15 protein-coding genes and 1 pseudogene are annotated in these 16,738 nt (G+C 31.9%); 2 read left to right on the plus strand and 14 right to left on the minus strand.

All coding sequences use genetic code 11. From position 1 onward, the window contains the following. Positions 1-33: 33 nt before the first annotated feature. Positions 34-1,416, plus strand: a complete 1,383-nt coding sequence (locus C1H87_RS18235) for an SGNH/GDSL hydrolase family protein (RefSeq protein WP_102757192.1) — start codon at positions 34-36, stop codon at positions 1,414-1,416. Between the two features lie 428 nt (positions 1,417-1,844). Here the strand turns inward: C1H87_RS18235 and C1H87_RS18240 are convergent, their stop codons facing one another. From C1H87_RS18240 to C1H87_RS18305, 14 genes and pseudogenes are all read right to left on the minus strand, one after another. Next, entirely contained in the window at positions 1,845-2,246 is a 402-nt protein-coding gene (locus C1H87_RS18240; protein ID WP_102757193.1) for a hypothetical protein, read from the minus strand. A gap of 329 nt (positions 2,247-2,575) precedes the next feature. Further along, positions 2,576-3,055: a hypothetical protein gene (locus C1H87_RS18245; RefSeq protein WP_102757194.1), complete on the minus strand. Its 480-nt coding sequence runs from the start codon at positions 3,053-3,055 to the stop codon at positions 2,576-2,578. A 244-nt stretch (positions 3,056-3,299) separates the two neighbouring features. After that, positions 3,300-3,587, minus strand: coding sequence for a DUF1330 domain-containing protein (locus tag C1H87_RS18250; RefSeq protein ID WP_102757195.1), 288 nt, complete (start codon positions 3,585-3,587; stop codon positions 3,300-3,302). Between the two features lie 291 nt (positions 3,588-3,878). Further along, complete coding sequence (locus C1H87_RS18255) at positions 3,879-4,595, minus strand: alpha/beta fold hydrolase (protein WP_102757196.1); 717 nt, start codon at positions 4,593-4,595, stop codon at positions 3,879-3,881. 168 nt (positions 4,596-4,763) lie between these two features. Then, a complete protein-coding gene (locus C1H87_RS18260; RefSeq protein WP_102757197.1) occupies positions 4,764-5,198 on the minus strand; it encodes an SRPBCC family protein in 435 nt (144 codons plus the stop codon). Between the two features lie 345 nt (positions 5,199-5,543). After that, positions 5,544-6,509, minus strand: a complete 966-nt coding sequence (locus tag C1H87_RS18265; protein WP_199769304.1) for an alpha/beta fold hydrolase — start codon at positions 6,507-6,509, stop codon at positions 5,544-5,546. A 77-nt stretch (positions 6,510-6,586) separates the two neighbouring features. After that, entirely contained in the window at positions 6,587-7,276 is a 690-nt protein-coding gene (locus tag C1H87_RS18270) for a helix-turn-helix transcriptional regulator (protein ID WP_102757198.1), read from the minus strand. A gap of 149 nt (positions 7,277-7,425) precedes the next feature. Beyond that, the gene (locus tag C1H87_RS18275; protein ID WP_102757199.1) at positions 7,426-8,280 is read right to left on the minus strand and encodes a CPBP family intramembrane glutamic endopeptidase; all 855 of its coding nucleotides are present in this window, start codon (positions 8,278-8,280) and stop codon (positions 7,426-7,428) included. Between the two features lie 296 nt (positions 8,281-8,576). Next, positions 8,577-8,885, minus strand: a complete 309-nt coding sequence (locus tag C1H87_RS18280) for a hypothetical protein (protein ID WP_102757200.1) — start codon at positions 8,883-8,885, stop codon at positions 8,577-8,579. Between the two features lie 25 nt (positions 8,886-8,910). Then, positions 8,911-9,186: a hypothetical protein gene (locus tag C1H87_RS18285; RefSeq protein ID WP_102757201.1), complete on the minus strand. Its 276-nt coding sequence runs from the start codon at positions 9,184-9,186 to the stop codon at positions 8,911-8,913. Positions 9,187-9,279: 93 nt separating this feature from the next. After that, positions 9,280-10,581 (minus strand): right-handed parallel beta-helix repeat-containing protein, encoded by a 1,302-nt coding sequence (locus tag C1H87_RS18290; RefSeq protein WP_102757202.1) that lies wholly within the window; start codon positions 10,579-10,581, stop codon positions 9,280-9,282. 251 nt (positions 10,582-10,832) lie between these two features. Further along, positions 10,833-11,513, minus strand: coding sequence for a hypothetical protein (locus tag C1H87_RS18295; RefSeq protein ID WP_102757203.1), 681 nt, complete (start codon positions 11,511-11,513; stop codon positions 10,833-10,835). A 102-nt stretch (positions 11,514-11,615) separates the two neighbouring features. Beyond that, positions 11,616-11,993 (minus strand): annotated as a pseudogene (locus tag C1H87_RS18300) (DUF2200 domain-containing protein). 181 nt (positions 11,994-12,174) lie between these two features. After that, a complete protein-coding gene (locus tag C1H87_RS18305; RefSeq protein WP_102757204.1) occupies positions 12,175-13,227 on the minus strand; it encodes a lactonase family protein in 1,053 nt (350 codons plus the stop codon). Positions 13,228-13,576: 349 nt separating this feature from the next. On the opposite strand from C1H87_RS18305, the gene C1H87_RS18310 reads away from it, so the two are divergent. Further along, entirely contained in the window at positions 13,577-16,738 is a 3,162-nt protein-coding gene (locus tag C1H87_RS18310) for a SusC/RagA family TonB-linked outer membrane protein (RefSeq protein ID WP_102757205.1), read from the plus strand.

Below are 16,738 nucleotides of genomic sequence, written 5' to 3' on the forward strand. Positions count from 1 at the left end.
ACAGATATATTTTAACGATAAATACGCTAATAAATGGAAAAAGTTTACATAAAGCTTTTAGGTATTATTCTCTTTTTAGGTTTTTTCATTCAACAAAACCATGCACAAACTCTCCCAGTTTTTAAAGAAAACGATAAGGTTTGTTTTATAGGGAACAGTATTACACAGGATGGTAGGTACCATATGTTGTTTCAAACGTATTTTGCGACCCAATTTCCTGGTAACAACGTATCGTTTTATAACTGTGGTGTTTCCGGTGATGTTACCGAAGGTGTTTTATATAGATTAGATAAGGATATATTATCACTAAAACCTGATTATGCCTTTGTGATGTTAGGGATGAATGATATTCAATTGGGATTATATGAATCAGGGGTAACGGTAGATTCAACGTTAATAGCAAAACGAAAAAATGCTTTAAACAGATATTATGAGCTTACCGAAGAATTATCAGGTCTATTGAAAAAGAATGATATTAAAACCATCTTTTTTACACCTACGATTTACGATCAAACGTCAAAAATAGAATGTCCTAATAAGTTTGGAGGAAACGATGCTTTAGCCGATTGTGCAGTACACATTAGAAAATTAGCTAAAAAATATAATGCGCCACTTGTTGATTTTCATCCATTAATGAGCGAAATAAATGCAAAAGGGCAGGAGAGGGATTCAACATTTACAATTATTGGACATGACAGGGTTCACCCGGGAGATGTTGGGCATTTTATTATGGCTAGTGAAATAATAAAGACGATTTATCCACCAGATGTTGTTTCGAAAATTCATATAAATGCTAAAGAGAATACTATAACACAATCAGTTAATTGCGACGTTACTATTATTGCAAATCCATCTAAACTTAAATTTCACGTTCTGGAAAAATCACTTCCTTTTCCCGTTGCAAGTAAATATGATGATGCCTTGGATTTAATTTCTTTTCCAGAAAATTTCAACAAACAGATTATAAAAGTTGATGGTCTTAAAAAAAGAAGCTACCGATTAAAAATAGATGGTATAAGCATTGGGGAATTTTCTAAAAAGGAACTTGAAGGTGGCATTGATTTATCAAAGTATAAGAAGACGCCTCAATACAAACAAGCGTTGGACGTGTTCAACCTATGTGAAGCATATCATAAGGTTAATGGTAAACTTAGAACGATAGCACTTATCGAATATAAAAACTTACGAAAGTATAAAGGGCCAAATATCAATAAAGATAAAAGAGCTTATTTAGACGAAGAACTTAAAAAACAAGAAGGAAAACCTTGGCATCCGTACTTGGTTAAAATGTGTAATCAATATTTTGAGGTACTGCCAAAACAAGATGCACTTTGGCAAGAACTAAAAGATGTTAGAGGTAAGATTTATCAGCAAAATGTACCAGTAAGTCACACATATGAATTGATAAAAATATAGATTACTCTAACGTGAATCTTGCTTAAGAGCTCGAAAGTCACTTCGAGTAAAATTCTGGAAGAATTTAGCACTTCGACTACGCTCAGCGGAGCTATCGAGAAGCTTTTTTAGTCAAAAATTTACTTGTTTTCGATACGATCCCGAAGAAAATCGGGATCACTCAAACTGACATAAATTTTCTTATCCAAGATTCACGCTAGATTACTCTAAATAGCAATGTCATTTAGTTAAGGCAATTTATGTCTGTTCTAGCGCAGTCGAGAACTTTTTAGCATCAATGAATAAAGAGGTTTCGACTTTAGCCTGTCTTGAGCGTAGACGAAAGGCTCCTGGCTATTGAGAACTTAAAAACTCTTAACTAAACGACGTTGCCCTAAATAGACGTGTACAGCTAAACTTTTTAGGTAGTATAGCCGGAATAAAGTGTTTTATAAATTTAAATCAAAAAGGTATTCAATCTCTATTTCGGTTTGTTCGGGTTTTGGATCCCAAAGAATTTTGAAAAATTCTGTCTCTTTTGAAGTAAATACTTTTTCGTTAACGGCATGAAATACTATAGTAATCAAGGCTTCTTCAAAATATCCTTTTTTAACATTAATTGGAATTTTTGAAAGACTTAAGATTAATTTATTTGTACCATTTTTTAGTTGTTCTAGCTCTAAATTTCTACTAAGTTGAGTCATTTCCTTATTAAAATCATGAATTTTTTCTCCGTTAAGCATAATTTTACCAACTACTCCTTGGCCAGTTGAGACTTCTATTTGATAATATTTGTAGGTATTTTTATTTTTAGTTTCAACTTGAACGGCTTGATTATTAGATTGTCCCATAGATTTAAATATAGCTAAGCTGAAACATAGAAGTAATGTTGTTCTGAGAATATTCATTTTGCGACTTATAATTATTGCAATATTATATAATGTGTAGATATATTCTACTATTTTTTTGAGGTGAAATAAATAAACTGAAGAAAATATTTTAAGCAAGTACTTTATTTAAATTCGAGCAAGTTTATAGTTGAAGTAACATCCAAATTGCAATGCTATTCGATTTGTAGCCTATCTCATTTGCTACAATAGGGGATAAACATAAAAATCCTTAATAGGACTTCGAATAACCCTTTTTAAGCCCTCCTGAACTACCTGTGTTAACCACTATTTTATTTCATTTTTTCTATTATCCAATAAATAAAATAGCCAACAAGAAATATACGAATTGCTATACTGAATAAAGAGAACTTTAATTTTCCTTTTTCTAAAGTCAACGGTAGAACTGATTGTTCAATCCATTCTCGGTTCATTTGCATTCCGAATTGAAAATTATTTTGGTCTTTTGTCGTGATTTTCAATACTTGTCCAGATCCAAAAGTTGTATTGATTTTAACTAGTTGAGCAGACGATATGTTATCAAGAGGAATATCCCATTTTCCGCATTTTATTCTTTTGTCAGTTAGCAGGACAACAGCTCTTTGTGAATTTACCCAACCAAAATCTCGTTTAATTTCCGTGTTCCCTTTAGTCATAATTCCTTTTGATGCGTCTGCCGCAAGAATTTTTTCGTTAGGATTATCAGATGAGTATTTTTCTCTTACCTGTCTTGTTCCGTAAATAAAGTCTGTTATTTTTTTTAAAATTTCCATAGTAGGTTCAATGTGGCTAATAAATATATGGCATTTAGGGCAGAGAACAAGCTATTAATTTCGATCATGCACTAAACCAGACTTTTGCATTTTGATTTATTTTTTTCATAAAGCTAAATCAAAAGATGTGGTGACACGACAAATAAGTACAGGCTTTTCGAATCGTCTTAAACCGCCCTATTTACTATATATATAGTGTTATAAACTTATTTTGGTTTAGCTCTTGCTAGCTATTTTTTATCAATTAAACTCCATCAACGATTATTACATTTGTATCAGCTCCTTTTTTTCGTAATTCAGTTGCTATTTTATATTCATCAGAGTTCCACCAATTATTAGCAGTTTCATAATTCGGAAATTCGATCATTACAATTCTTTCCGGATTCCAATTTCCTTCTACGGTGTTTGATTCACCTCCGCGAATAATAATTTTTCCTCCAAATTTTTTAATGATTTCAGGAGCTACGTTTTTATATTCCTGTAATTTTTCTTTGTTAAATACTTTTAAGTCTAATATTGCGTATGCAGGCATTTCTATTTGGGGTTAATTGTTAACGTTTCGTATAAAAAAAACGTAGGGTAGAGAATAAGTACTACGTTTCGAATTATTACTAAGTCAAATTTACATATTTTGCTTTTATTTTTTCTAAATACGAAATTAAAAATTAGGCGACTTTATAAATAATTATAAGTTTTCAAATTAGCCCTAAACCGTCCTATGTTTTTATACTGTGCTGTAAGTAGGCTTTTTATTCGTTTTACAAAGAAGTATTACTGTCCTGTCCTGAAATATGGCTACAGTTTGCGTTTAGTAACTATAGCCTTAGCTATCGTTTTTATTTTTTATGTAATTATTGATTATTTCTGCTAATTCTTTGGGTTTACCTATCATAGGTAAATGTCCGCTATTGAATTCAATTACTTCTTTGCAGTTAAGATTATTTATCATTTCATTTTGCATGTTTTGAGTAATCGATTTATCATTTAAGAGCTTAATGAACAAACTCATTTTTGGTAACGAGTTATAATTAATTTTAGTTGTATACAATTTCACCGATTCTGCTGTAAACTTTCTGACTATTTCTTTCGATTGAGAAAGTTCTAAATCGTTGCAAAGTTCATTTATAATTGATTTTTCAGGTGGCTTAGTTCCAAATAATTTCAGTACTAACGGTAAAATTATTTTCATAGGAATAGGGAAGCAGCTCGTAAACGATTTCCCTTTTTTGGGGATTATGGCACTTATCCCAATAAACCCATTCACTCTTTCTTTAAAATGATCGTTTAGTTTTAGACCAATGCAACCTCCAATTGAATGAGCAATAATTACAAATTGATTTATTTCCCAATTATTGATTTGATCAATTGCCGAGTTAAGATAATCTTCAAATAAAAGTTTATCATTGGTTTTGTCTCCAATTTCTCTATTTGGAAACTCTATTGGAAGAATTTGATTATTTAAATATTGATTGGTTTCATTCCAAATATACTTGCCTAATCCGGCTCCATGAATTAAAACTATTCCAGTGTTATTTTTCATCGTTTTTTAATTCTTCTTTGGTCAAGTTTTTACCGCAATTTAAACAAAAGTATTTTTTTGCAATAAAATGGTAAAGGGTTCCAAAGAAGATTTTCTGTTTAATAATTTAACTTTATTATTTGTTTTTTTCTGAATTACACACAACAGGCAATGTTGGATGTGGCTTTTTTATTTTTCTAAATAATCTTTAAGACTCTTCTTTATGAACCATTTCCAACCTTCAATACAGCTTTCTCTTTTGAATTCCTCAATATTTTGAGGAAAATTTTCTGTCACTTGATGAGTCAATGTTAATTTAGAGACTTTTTTATCTTCAGACAATTCAAAAATTACAAAGGAATTTCCTTCGTATCCTTCATATTTCCAGTTGTAGGCTATTCTTTTTTCTGGATTGACTTCTGTTATCTTCCAGAGATGTGGAAATATCCTATCTTCATTTTTAACGATAAAGCGTGTTTCAAATCCAACTTTTGGTTCAAAAGATTCAATATTTTCAAAAAACCATTTTTTCATACGATTTAATTCAGTTATCGCACTCCAGATTTCACGTATTGAAACATTAAAAGTCTGTTCTACAACAATAGGTTCATCAGTATTTTTCATTTTTTGTGAATTATTTGTGCTGGTTGTTTCAAAATGCACCACAATCGTTTTTTTGTGTACCCCATATCTGTAACTCGAATTGCTACGTGGTCCAAAAATTCAATCGTTATTTCATTGTCTATTACAGTCATTTATCAAATTACACCTAACGCTTCAAATAATTTTTCTTCAGAAAATCTTGTCCTATAATATAATTACATGACAATACTACTAGTATTGTGAAAGTTAGAAATAGTTTCATGATTCTTATCTAATGTTTTTGAAATAATAAAGATATATATTCGATTACTTAAAGCACCCTGTTTTCAGGGAAAATCAGTGTTGGATGACTGTTGGTGTAAGAGACTAGTTGGCATCCTGCTTTTCCAGCCATTTTAAAATTATTTGGTTTGTTTCTTCTGGCATTTCTTGCTGGATCCAATGACCACAATCCAGATTGACTACTTCTACATTGGGCACGAAGTCTGCTAAATTTTTAGACTTCGCGACCGCGTCCCTATCGCCATAGATCATGAGTGCAGGCTGCTGGATGATTGGATCAACGTCTGCCAGTAAGTGCCAGTTTCGATCAAGGTTTCTATACCAATTTACACTACCAGTGAACCCTGATGCTTTGAAGGCGGAAACGAAAACTGCCAGTTCGCTATCGCTCATTATTGGCTCTCCGAGTGGTTTTTCTGCTCTTGCGAGATTGATCATCATCATTCCTGGCTCAGGCTCTGCAATAAAGTGGTTCTTCCGGAACATGTTGCGAAGGAATTGGAATGTATTTTCTTCGAATATAGCGTCTGCAACGCCTGGCTGTCGATTGAAGTGGACAAAATAGAAGTCGCCACCAAACATAACTTCCATTAATTCAATCCAAGGCTTTTCCCAGCGCTCTTGGTAAGGTACGCTCAGATTTATCAGTTTATTTACACGGCTTGGATGCAATAAGGTTAGCCACCATACGACCATTGCACCCCAATCATGACCGACAAAGGTGGCATTTTCGTATCCGTAGTGATCGAGAAGTGCGACGAGATCACCCGACAAGTGTTCAATGTCGTATTCAGTTACTTCGGTCGGACTGGATGAGTTTCCATAACCTCTCTGGTTTGGGACGATGACATGGTAGCCCGCTGCAACAAGAGCTGGCATTTGATGGCGCCAAGAAAAAGCATGTTCAGGCCAACCGTGACAGAGTACAATAGGTTTTCCTACATTTTGTTGACCTGCTTCAAAGACTTCGAGTTTCACACCGTTGACCGAAATAAGAGTGGGCTTGGGAAAATCGGTTGGATTAAACATAGTATTAATTACGTTTGTCATTTTTATGTGTTTTAAATATTAATTTATGCAAATAAATATCTGACAAGCGACAGCCCTATGGCAAGGGTGAAAAATAATTAATGATATTTATCAAAAAACTCCTGTAAGGACATTTTGTGAGGTTCAAAGTATTCTGATAGAATTTCTGTTTTTTGAATTCTATCTAATCGAAAAAATCGAAACTCCTTACGCAAACGACACCATGCAATTAAATACCAATTTTCTGAATTCAATAGTGCAAATGGCTCTATCTGTCTGCTCGTTGCAGTTCCCTCCTTATTAACATATTGTATCTTGACAAGATTATAATTGGTAAGTGCATTTTGCAAATCTGACAAATTGTTACTATTTCTTTCTTGATTTATAACCTGGTTATACTGAGTTCTATTAGCAAGTAAATTAGCTTTGTCTTTGGTGCTATATCTTAGAATTGATTTTATTTTATCAATTGCTTCTGAGTAATCTTTTATAAATGAGGCATCTTTGTTTTTTAACACTAATTGTTCTGCAAGAATTAAGGCGTTTGCTTGGCTTTCAGTAAACATTACGGGAGGAACTTTATATCCATCCATTAGTGTATAGCCCTTTCCTTCTTCTGTTAGTACGGGAACACCAGATTGTTCCAATGCTTTTATATCTCTGTAGATGGTTCTTTTACTAACATCAAATTTACTCGCTAATTCTGAAGCAGTCACAATTCGTTTAGTCTGTAATTGAATTAAGATTGCTGTTAATCTAGATAGTCTATTAGTTTCGGTATAATTCATCAATTCTATATGTGCAATCAGCTTTTTCGAATGGTTTACTAAGGTTTGTATATGATTTGTTACGTGTTATAAGTACTTAATTTAGCAAACATAGGCCGAATAGAAAATCCGCGAGGGTTTCCTAAGTAGGCTTACACTAACAATTAATTTTATGCGGCATTATTGCTTATTTTTACTATTTTCTTCTGTCTAATTGATAATCTCAAAAAGATAATACATACTATAAGTAATAAAATTATAGACAAAATAGAATCTTCTATTCCGAATTCACTTCCTATTAATAAAATAGGGCCATCAAAGTTTGAATTGATTATATGTCCCTCTTCTGTTCCAGATAGATTAGAACCATAAAAAGGCTGTGCAAAGTTCCACCCCAAATGGAATGCAAAAGGTAACCATAACCTTTTCGTATAGGTATACATAATACTATGTGCAAATCCAAAGGTTAATAATAGTAGAACGGATAATAATGTAACATTATCATTCAATAAATGTGGCACTGTAAAAATTATAGATATAATTATCAAAGCCAAATAAGTTCCTAACCATTTTTCAATAATTCTATATATAATTAGCCTGAAAAAAACCTCTTCTATTAAAGCTGCAATTACCAGAAATGAAAACGGGGCTAATAGATAAGAAAAGTCAGAAATACTAACAACTGTATAGTGACCTAGTAAATAAAGAGTTAATATAACCAAGGATAAAACCAAAAAACCAAATAGAAAACCACCTAATAACTCTGTTTTTAAATTCGTTTTAGATAGTTCTTTAATGTCTCTTTTTTCATATAGTTTAAAAAAATAAAAATAGCTCAGTAATAAGGTAATAACAGAGAAATAATTTATTATTGTATCTCCAGTTGGCTTATTATCGATAAGGTAGTAAACGATTGGTTTTGTAACCAGATTTTGAACTCCAATTAGAACTCCAAGGCAAATTGCAATTCCTAAAACTATTTTTATTAAAGGAAAATGAATTATTTTTTTTAGGGTGGGTTTCATCAATAAATTTCAGGTTTTATATAAATAAGCTACATCGTATTTGTGTATGGTTTGTTTTAAGCATCTAATTTAACAAATACAAACCGAATAGAAAATCCGCGAGGATTTTCGTGAGTGGACTTATACCAGCAATTAATTTTATACTGTGTTACCCATTGGTTCTATTATTCATTGTTTAAATACCTAAATAAATTAAAACCAAAATGATTTACAAGGTTAGCGTTTGAAAAGATTATTAGCCCCCACATCTTTTGTATGAAGAAAAGATAGCCAGGAGCCATTGTTGTGCTTCGTTTTTAATATCGATCTGCTCTATCAACCTCTTGTATCTTTTTTGTGTAGATGGAAAATTCTGATTTATCCTCTAAAATTAACTTTAAATGATTGTCGTTTTTGTCTACTTCATATTCTAAATGTGAAACTATCCCAATAACTATCTCATTGTTCTTTTTAAGTACAATTCTTGTCTGAATTTTATCCATTTGCATTATACTTAATCTCATTCTAATTTTCTCTACATCTACTTTATCCTTTTTTATCTTATTCGTTTTAGTTCCTAGAAACTGGTAATAAGTTTCTATCTTATATTGTGATCTTGGTAACAAATCTTGTAGTTTTTTTGCTACGGCATTAGCATCTTTTTAATTCGACTTCCATGTGCCAATTGCAATCTTCTTTAGTTCCGTAGTGATTAGATAATACAAAATTTATTGCGACAATTGTACCAGATTGGGAATCCTTTGTCTTACCAAGCCTGAATAAATAATTCTCACCTAATGAGTTTTTTAGATCAATAAAAATCTTCTTTAATTCGTCATTTGTTTTTTGAAGACCTTCAAACTCCGAGTCTGTGAATTGTTGGTTGTTTAGTTTTTCAACTGATATTTCTGCGCCAAAACCTCCCATATATTATTTTAATTAAGTACAACGTTTCTTGTATGGTGCGTTTGCATCCCATAGGGTGCATATGCATTATACAAATTGTTATCTGTTTTTTTATTAATCACATAAAACGGAGTTCTGATACTCCTCGCTTAATAATTCAATATCCTTGGTTGTATGACCTGTCAAAACATTAAAATAATTTAAAGTAGCTTTATTAGCATTATCACAACCTGTACATAGAAAACCATATTTCCCATTTAGTATTACATTATTATTTCTTATTGTATAGTTAAGAATATTTGTATCATGGATTTGTATACCAGCTAATTTGTTGTTTACTATTTGATTTTCAGTAACTATAGCGTTGTTAGTTCTAGTAAGTTTTATACCTACCCATTTGTTTAGGATTACTTGGTTATTTGATATTATGTTATTATAAGATGTTTGAGTAGATGTAAAATTTTCTTCTTCAAAATAACTAATACCATAATAATTATTTCTAACAAAATTGTTAGTTATTATATTTTTCTGAGCTCCATTTCCAATATATATACCAGCGTAATCCTGGCGAAAATCATTGCTCGGTTCGTTAGTATTTGGATCTGTAAAACAACCTTTTCTATCTGAATTAGCATTATTTTTAACTATATTGTTAGATATTACACAGTTTTGAGAACCAGTGCCTATATCATTGGAGCCATCTACAGATCCATCCAAAGCGATTCCAGCAATTATGTTGTCCACAACTATATTACTATTAACAACCACCTCAAAAGATCTATTTAAAGTAATTCCAATTCTAGAATTACTAATAAAGTTTGATGAAATATTACTTAAAGATGATCCTCCTTTGTAATTTGTTCCTCCAAACAAGGCATCTGTAATGGCAATTCCTGCACCCGAACTGCTATCTGATCCGGTTATTTTGTTATCTCTAATCGTTACATTAGTACTATTCACTACTTCAATTCCTTTGTTTTTAAAGCTATTAATATTCAATCCTGTAATATTAATATTATCCGAATCAATAATAAGAATACCTTTGTTTCCAAGGTTAGTGGGGAAATTAGTATCCTCTGCTAAATAGCCTATCTTATCTCCAATTATACTTATATTCTTAACTCCGTTGAGATAAAAAATTATCCATTTTGAGTATAGCTTACCATAATTTTTGATAACTACATTATCTTTAGGTATTATAAATTGATTACTTCCGTTTCCATTTCCAACTATTAATTGGTTTAGATAGTAATCTCCAGGGGTAATTTCAATACACCCACCTCCACTAGCAGAAAGAGTATTAATTATATCGTTAATTTCCCACATATTGGCCGAGTTTATTTGTGTGCAATTTTGAGCGGATAAATTTGAAATAAATATTGATAAAAAAAGGGTTGTAGCAAATTTGAGGTTCATATTCTAGTAGTTTAATTTTTTGGTTGATTACAGATAACGTTTAGTATATGGCAAATAGGGAAGTAGAAAGCGATAAACCTTCAAGTTTGCACTGAGCCAAAACGTTGTTTTTGTTTTTAATTTATTCATTCTTAAAAGCCAAATCAACGATTTGGCGTGTTGGTAAATAACACTAATTTTCGTAAACTACCGAACGCCCTATTTGTTATACACCGTGTTGTAGCAAATTGTTTCTTTAATAATCAAATAATTCAAATTTGATTATTCTTTTCTAATCTTTTTTGTAATTCTAGAAATTTAGTTGTTAGCAATTTTAAGGATTCGATTTCCTTTTTTAGCACTTGAATTTCTTTATCTTGAGTTTTTAATTGTTTTTCCTGTTCAATAGTATAAAGAGTTAATTCTTCAATTTTTTGCAATAACTTTGAGTCCATTTCACCGAGATAAATTCCGTTTTTTTCAACTTCTTTAGCACTTGGGATATCTTTTAAATGACCTTTTTCTTTAATATGGCTTTCTACTTCTTCTAATGTGGGTAATTTGTAATCTTTAAAAAACACAAAGTCTGACCATCCAGTTTCTACTTTTATTTCTTTAGCTCTAATATTCCCATTGACTGCTAATTTCCAAGAACCGGGATTATTTGTTCCAATTCCAATATTTCCATTTTCTTTAATTAATAATCCAATAGTATTTCCATTTCCATGAGTGCCATTTGATACAAAAAATTTATAGTTTCCTGTGGCATAATAATTTCTAAATTCAGTATGTCCACTAGTTGTAAAAGGAGTTAATTCGAATTTAAAAGGTTCTACGGATACACTATATATTTTATTATTATATCCAATTTGTAAATTGCCATTAGAGTCAATTTGCGCTTTAACTTTTAGACTAATTGAAATTAATACAATTAATAAGAATGTTTTCTTCATAACAATTTTGTTTTATGATTTATATTCGCTTTTTTTAGCTTGTGCTTAACGTTTTGACTAAACTGCGTTTCGATGCAGTTTAGGTTTTGTTAGCACCAGTTTCTACTTTTTTTCTTCACGCAAAATTTTCTCCATTTCACGGCCTCTTGCCAATTCATCAATCAGCTTTTCCATACGTCTACATTGTTTATACAATTCAAATTCATCCTCTATTTCTTCAATTCGATAACCACAAACGACTCCTTTAATCAAGTGTGCGTTTGGATTTATTTTAGCTTTTTGAAAAAATGTTCTAAAAGTTGCTTTTTCATCAATAAGTGCTTGTAAAACATCTTGATCAAAACCAGTAAACTATTTAATTACTTGGTTGAGTTCTTCTTTTGTTCTACCATTTTTTTCCAATCTATTCAGGTAAAGTGGATAAATGGATGCAAATATCATATTGGCAACCTTTTCATTTTTCTCAACTGTAACTTTCATTTTCATTTTCATTTGATTTTGAATTGATTGGTGCTAACAACTGGATATGTATACCAATATACATATACCCGTTATATGTTTACCTACAAATCTAATGGGTTTTTAATTTGGCTAAAAATTATTTAAGACAACTTTTAACTATTAAAAAAGTGCTTTTTATATTGATATGTTACAGTTATATCTAATTTATCACATCAGTAACACAAACAGCAGAAATAACATCAAAACTACGATATTGTTCGATTAACTCACCATCAGATCTAACTTCATAAACAATCACTTCATCAGAATCTTGTAAACAAGCAATAAGCCATTTTCCATTAGCTATAATATTAAATTCTCGTATGGTTTTACCTTTAGTGTATTGAAATGATTGTAACTCCAAATCGTCACCGTGTATTTTAAATATGGTAATAGCATCCAAAGTTCTATTGCCAGCATATAAATAGTTCCCATTTGGATGAATTCTAATAGCAGAAGCACTAGGTGTTTCATTAAAAAATTCGGGTAAAGAAGTAACAGATTTTAAAAAGGTGAATTTATCGTTTTTTTGCTTTAAAATGGAGATATCTCCGGTTAGTTCATTTATTACATATCCCAGATCACCTTTTTTATTAAAAACTATATGTCTTGGACCACCACCTTTCTCAACAGGAATATCATTATGTTTTGTCTCGATTAATGTCGCACCATCTAATTGGTAGGTCTTTATAGTATCCATGCCTAAATCTGGAACAAAAACAGCCTTACCGTTCGGGTGAACCACAGATTGATGCGCATGAGGCCCTTCCTGTCTTTCTAAGTTTATACTGCTTCCCTCATGCTGAAAGTTTTGGGCATAAGGTGATAACGCTCCACCATCTTTAGTTGGGAACAGAAGTAAATTGCCAGAACCATAACAAGCAATAAATAAACAATCATTTTTAAAAGTAATATGGCACGGCAAACTACCATCAATAGCTTGTTCGTTTATTAACCGTAATGAATAATCATCCTGTACCTTGAAAGCTTTAACTTTTGGCTGTTCGTTTTCAAAAACTTCGGTTAAAGCGTATAAGTATTTTTTATCGTCACTTAAAGCCAGATAAGCCGGATTAGTCATTGAAAATGTGTGAAGCACTTTAATATCACCATTTTTATTATTTATTTCAATGGTGTAAATACCTTCACCTTTCCCACCAAAATCATCGGTGAGCATTTGTGTATAGCATCCTATGTAGAAAACAGAGCTCATTATAATCTAAATTTAGTTTAATCTTTATAATGCCAAATTAAGCAATTTGTGAATTTTTAACTTATAGTTAATATTATAAATCGGGTTTTTTTGAATTTTTTTAAACTTAAGTATCACCTTCTAATTATACATACATCAGACTTCAATCCTATCCTTAATTTAGGATATTATACGTTTTTTAGCTTCAGAAAACATGCTCCTTAAGTTATAAAAAGCTTAACATTTTTAACAATAAAATTACAATTAAGCCTTCATTTCATAATTCTTTCTTAAACTTTAAAAGTTTACTATTGGTAAAAATACAGGTTAATTTGTAGTGTTAATTTTAATAAAAGTAAAATAATTTACAATGGACAAACACAAGTTACTACTAATATGGGCCATGTTAGTATGCATTACCGGATACACTCAAGAGGTTTTCTTGGGAAAGGTTATGGACGAAAATAATGTACCACTACCAGGAGCAACTATTGTATTAAAAGGTAGCTCGCAAGGTGCCTCTACAGATTTCGATGGAAATTTCAAAATCGATGTACCTTCACTTAACGAAACTCTTATTATATCTTATGTAGGATATACTACCTTAGAATTTGCTATAAATGGGCAAAGTAGAGCAGACATTATATTACAGCCAGATTCAGAACAACTAAATGAAGTTGTAGTAACAGCACTGGGGATTAAAAGAGAGAAAAAATCGCTTGGTTATGCCTCTCAGGAATTAAATTCCGATGAAGTAGATGCCGGTAAGGAAAACAACCTACTAAATAACCTATCAGGTAAAGTTGCCGGTTTACAAATAACAAGTAGCCCTTCTGGACTTGGAGGTTCAGCCAGAGTGTCTATTAGAGGAGAAGCTTCTCTTAATATTAACGGTAACTCACCTTTATTTGTGGTAGATGGCACACCTATTAGCAATGAAATTGTGGGGTCGACCGGAACAGGAACACAGGATGTAGATTATGGTAACGGGGCAGCAGAGATTAACCCAGAAAGTATAGAGTCTATTAACGTTCTTAAAGGACCAGCCGCAGCCGCACTTTATGGAGCAAGAGCAGCTAATGGTGCTATTATTATTACTACTAAAAAAGGATCGGGTAATGGTAGGCTTAGCGTTAGTATAAATTCTTCAGTAGGAATAGAAAATATCTTAATGCTTCCGGATTGGCAAAATGAATACGGACAAGGTAATAACAAACAATTTGAATTTGTTGATGGTAGTGGTAGTGGAATTGCAGATGGAGTAGACGAAAGTTGGGGGCCAAGATTAGATACAGGATTATTAATTCCTCAATTCGATTCACCAAGAGCAGATGGTACAAGAGGAGGAGATTACTTGGTAAGTGATGCTCCCATTACTGCAACTCCATGGGTATCTAATCCAAATAATACTAAAGATTTTTTTAGAACAGGAACCATTTTAAGAAATAGTATTTCAATGTCTAAATCGGGGGATTTTGGGAATTACCGTATATCATATCAAAACTTGCAGCAAGAAGGAACTGTACCAAATACCGATTTAAAAAGAAACTCACTTAATTTTAATTCTGCTTTTAACCTAAACGATAAAATAACATTAAATACGAATATAAACTATGTAAAAACAGATAGTGATAACAGACCTTCTTTAAGTTATGGTACAGAAAGTATTATGTATCTGTTTATCTGGTATGGGAGACAAGTTAACACACATAATTTGAGAGATTATTGGATGCCCGGTAGAGAAAATCTACAACAATTCAACTATAATTATAATTACCACGATAATCCATATTTTAATGTTTACGAGAACACAAACTCTCAAGATAAAGATAGAATATATGGTAATGTAAGTTTAAGTTATAAACTTAATGATCATTGGAATGTGATGGTTCGTACCGGTCGTGATTTTTATCGTGATTTAAGGGCTAAAAAAAGAGCTTTTAGCACCCAACGTTTTCCATTAGGATTTTACCGTGAAGACAACGTGTTTTTTGAAGAAAGTAATTCCGATTTCTTAATAACCTATAATAATAAATTTAATGACATATGGGGCGTTACGGTTTCTGCGGGAGGTAACCAGTTTAGACAAAAGCAAGATTTCACACAAACTGTAGCACCGCAACTTATTAACCCTGGTGTATACTCTTTTAATAACACAAGAAGACCTTTAGAAGTAACTACTAATGACAAAGAAAAAAGAATTAACAGTTTATATGGTTTTGCTCAATTCTCTTATGATGATAAACTATTCTTAGACATTACAGGTCGTAACGACTGGTCAAGTACATTACCCACAGATAATAATTCATATTTCTACCCTTCTGCAACTGTAAGTGCTATAGCAAGTGAGGTTTTTGAGATGCCGGATTTCGTAACTTTTGCAAAATTAAGATTAGCATATGCCGAAGTTGGTAACGATACAGATCCCTATAAATTAACAAGCTTTTTCGTAAACGAAAGCCCTTTTGGAGATAATCCAGCGCTTACCGAATCGTCGTTAATTCCAAATGCTAATTTAAAACCAGAAAGAACAGCATCTTATGAGTTTGGTCTGGATTTACGTTTATTTAAAAGTAAGCTTAATCTTGATGTGACTTATTATAGTGGAGCTACTAAAAACCAGATTATACCTATTAGTACAGATGTTTCTAGCGGATATACAAGTAAACTCATCAATGCCGGTGAAGTTAAAAATTATGGATTTGAAGCCATTACCAATATCACGCCAATTAGAACAGATGACTTTTCATGGAGAACATCTTTTAACTTTTCAACAAACAAGAGTAAGGTAACAGATCTTGGAGGTGTAAATTATACTTTAACAGATAGAAACGGAGCATTTATTCAGGCAAGAGAAGGTGGTTCAATCAGTGCTATTTATGGTAGGGGCTTTCAAAGAGTTGACGATCCCGGTAGTGCGAACCATGGAAAAATTATTTATAACGCTCAGGGAATTCCTCAAAGAACAGACGATTTAGTTTACCAAGGGGATTATGCTCCGGATTATACCTTAGGTTTTCAGAATATGTTTAAATATAAAAACTTCGACCTAAGCTTTTTAATAGATACCAGACAAGGAGGTATAGTTGTATCCAGAACAAAAACTATAGGAAGTACATCGGGACAATTAAAAGAAACACTTATTGGTAGGGAAAATGGTATTGTAGGCGACGGTGTTGTAGAAGTATCTCCGGGGGTATACCAACCAAATACTACAAATATCGATGCAAGAACATACAATAACCAATATTATAAAAGGGATAATGTTGAAGCTGCAAAATATGATGCATCCTATACAAAACTAAGAGAAGTTACTCTTGGCTATACATTTTCCAAAAATTTGGTTGAAAAATTAAAACTTACAAATGCGAGATTCTCTCTAACCGGAAGAAATTTATTGCTTTGGACTGATAATCCTCACTTCGATCCTGAAACGGTTGCTGTGTCTGGAGGAACTCTACAGCCTGGTATAGAAAACATGGCATACCCTAGCTCAAGATCATTCACATTCAATTTAAAATTAGATTTCTAA

The sequence above is a fragment of the Flavivirga eckloniae genome (assembly GCF_002886045.1).
GTDB lineage: Bacteria > Bacteroidota > Bacteroidia > Flavobacteriales > Flavobacteriaceae > Flavivirga > Flavivirga eckloniae.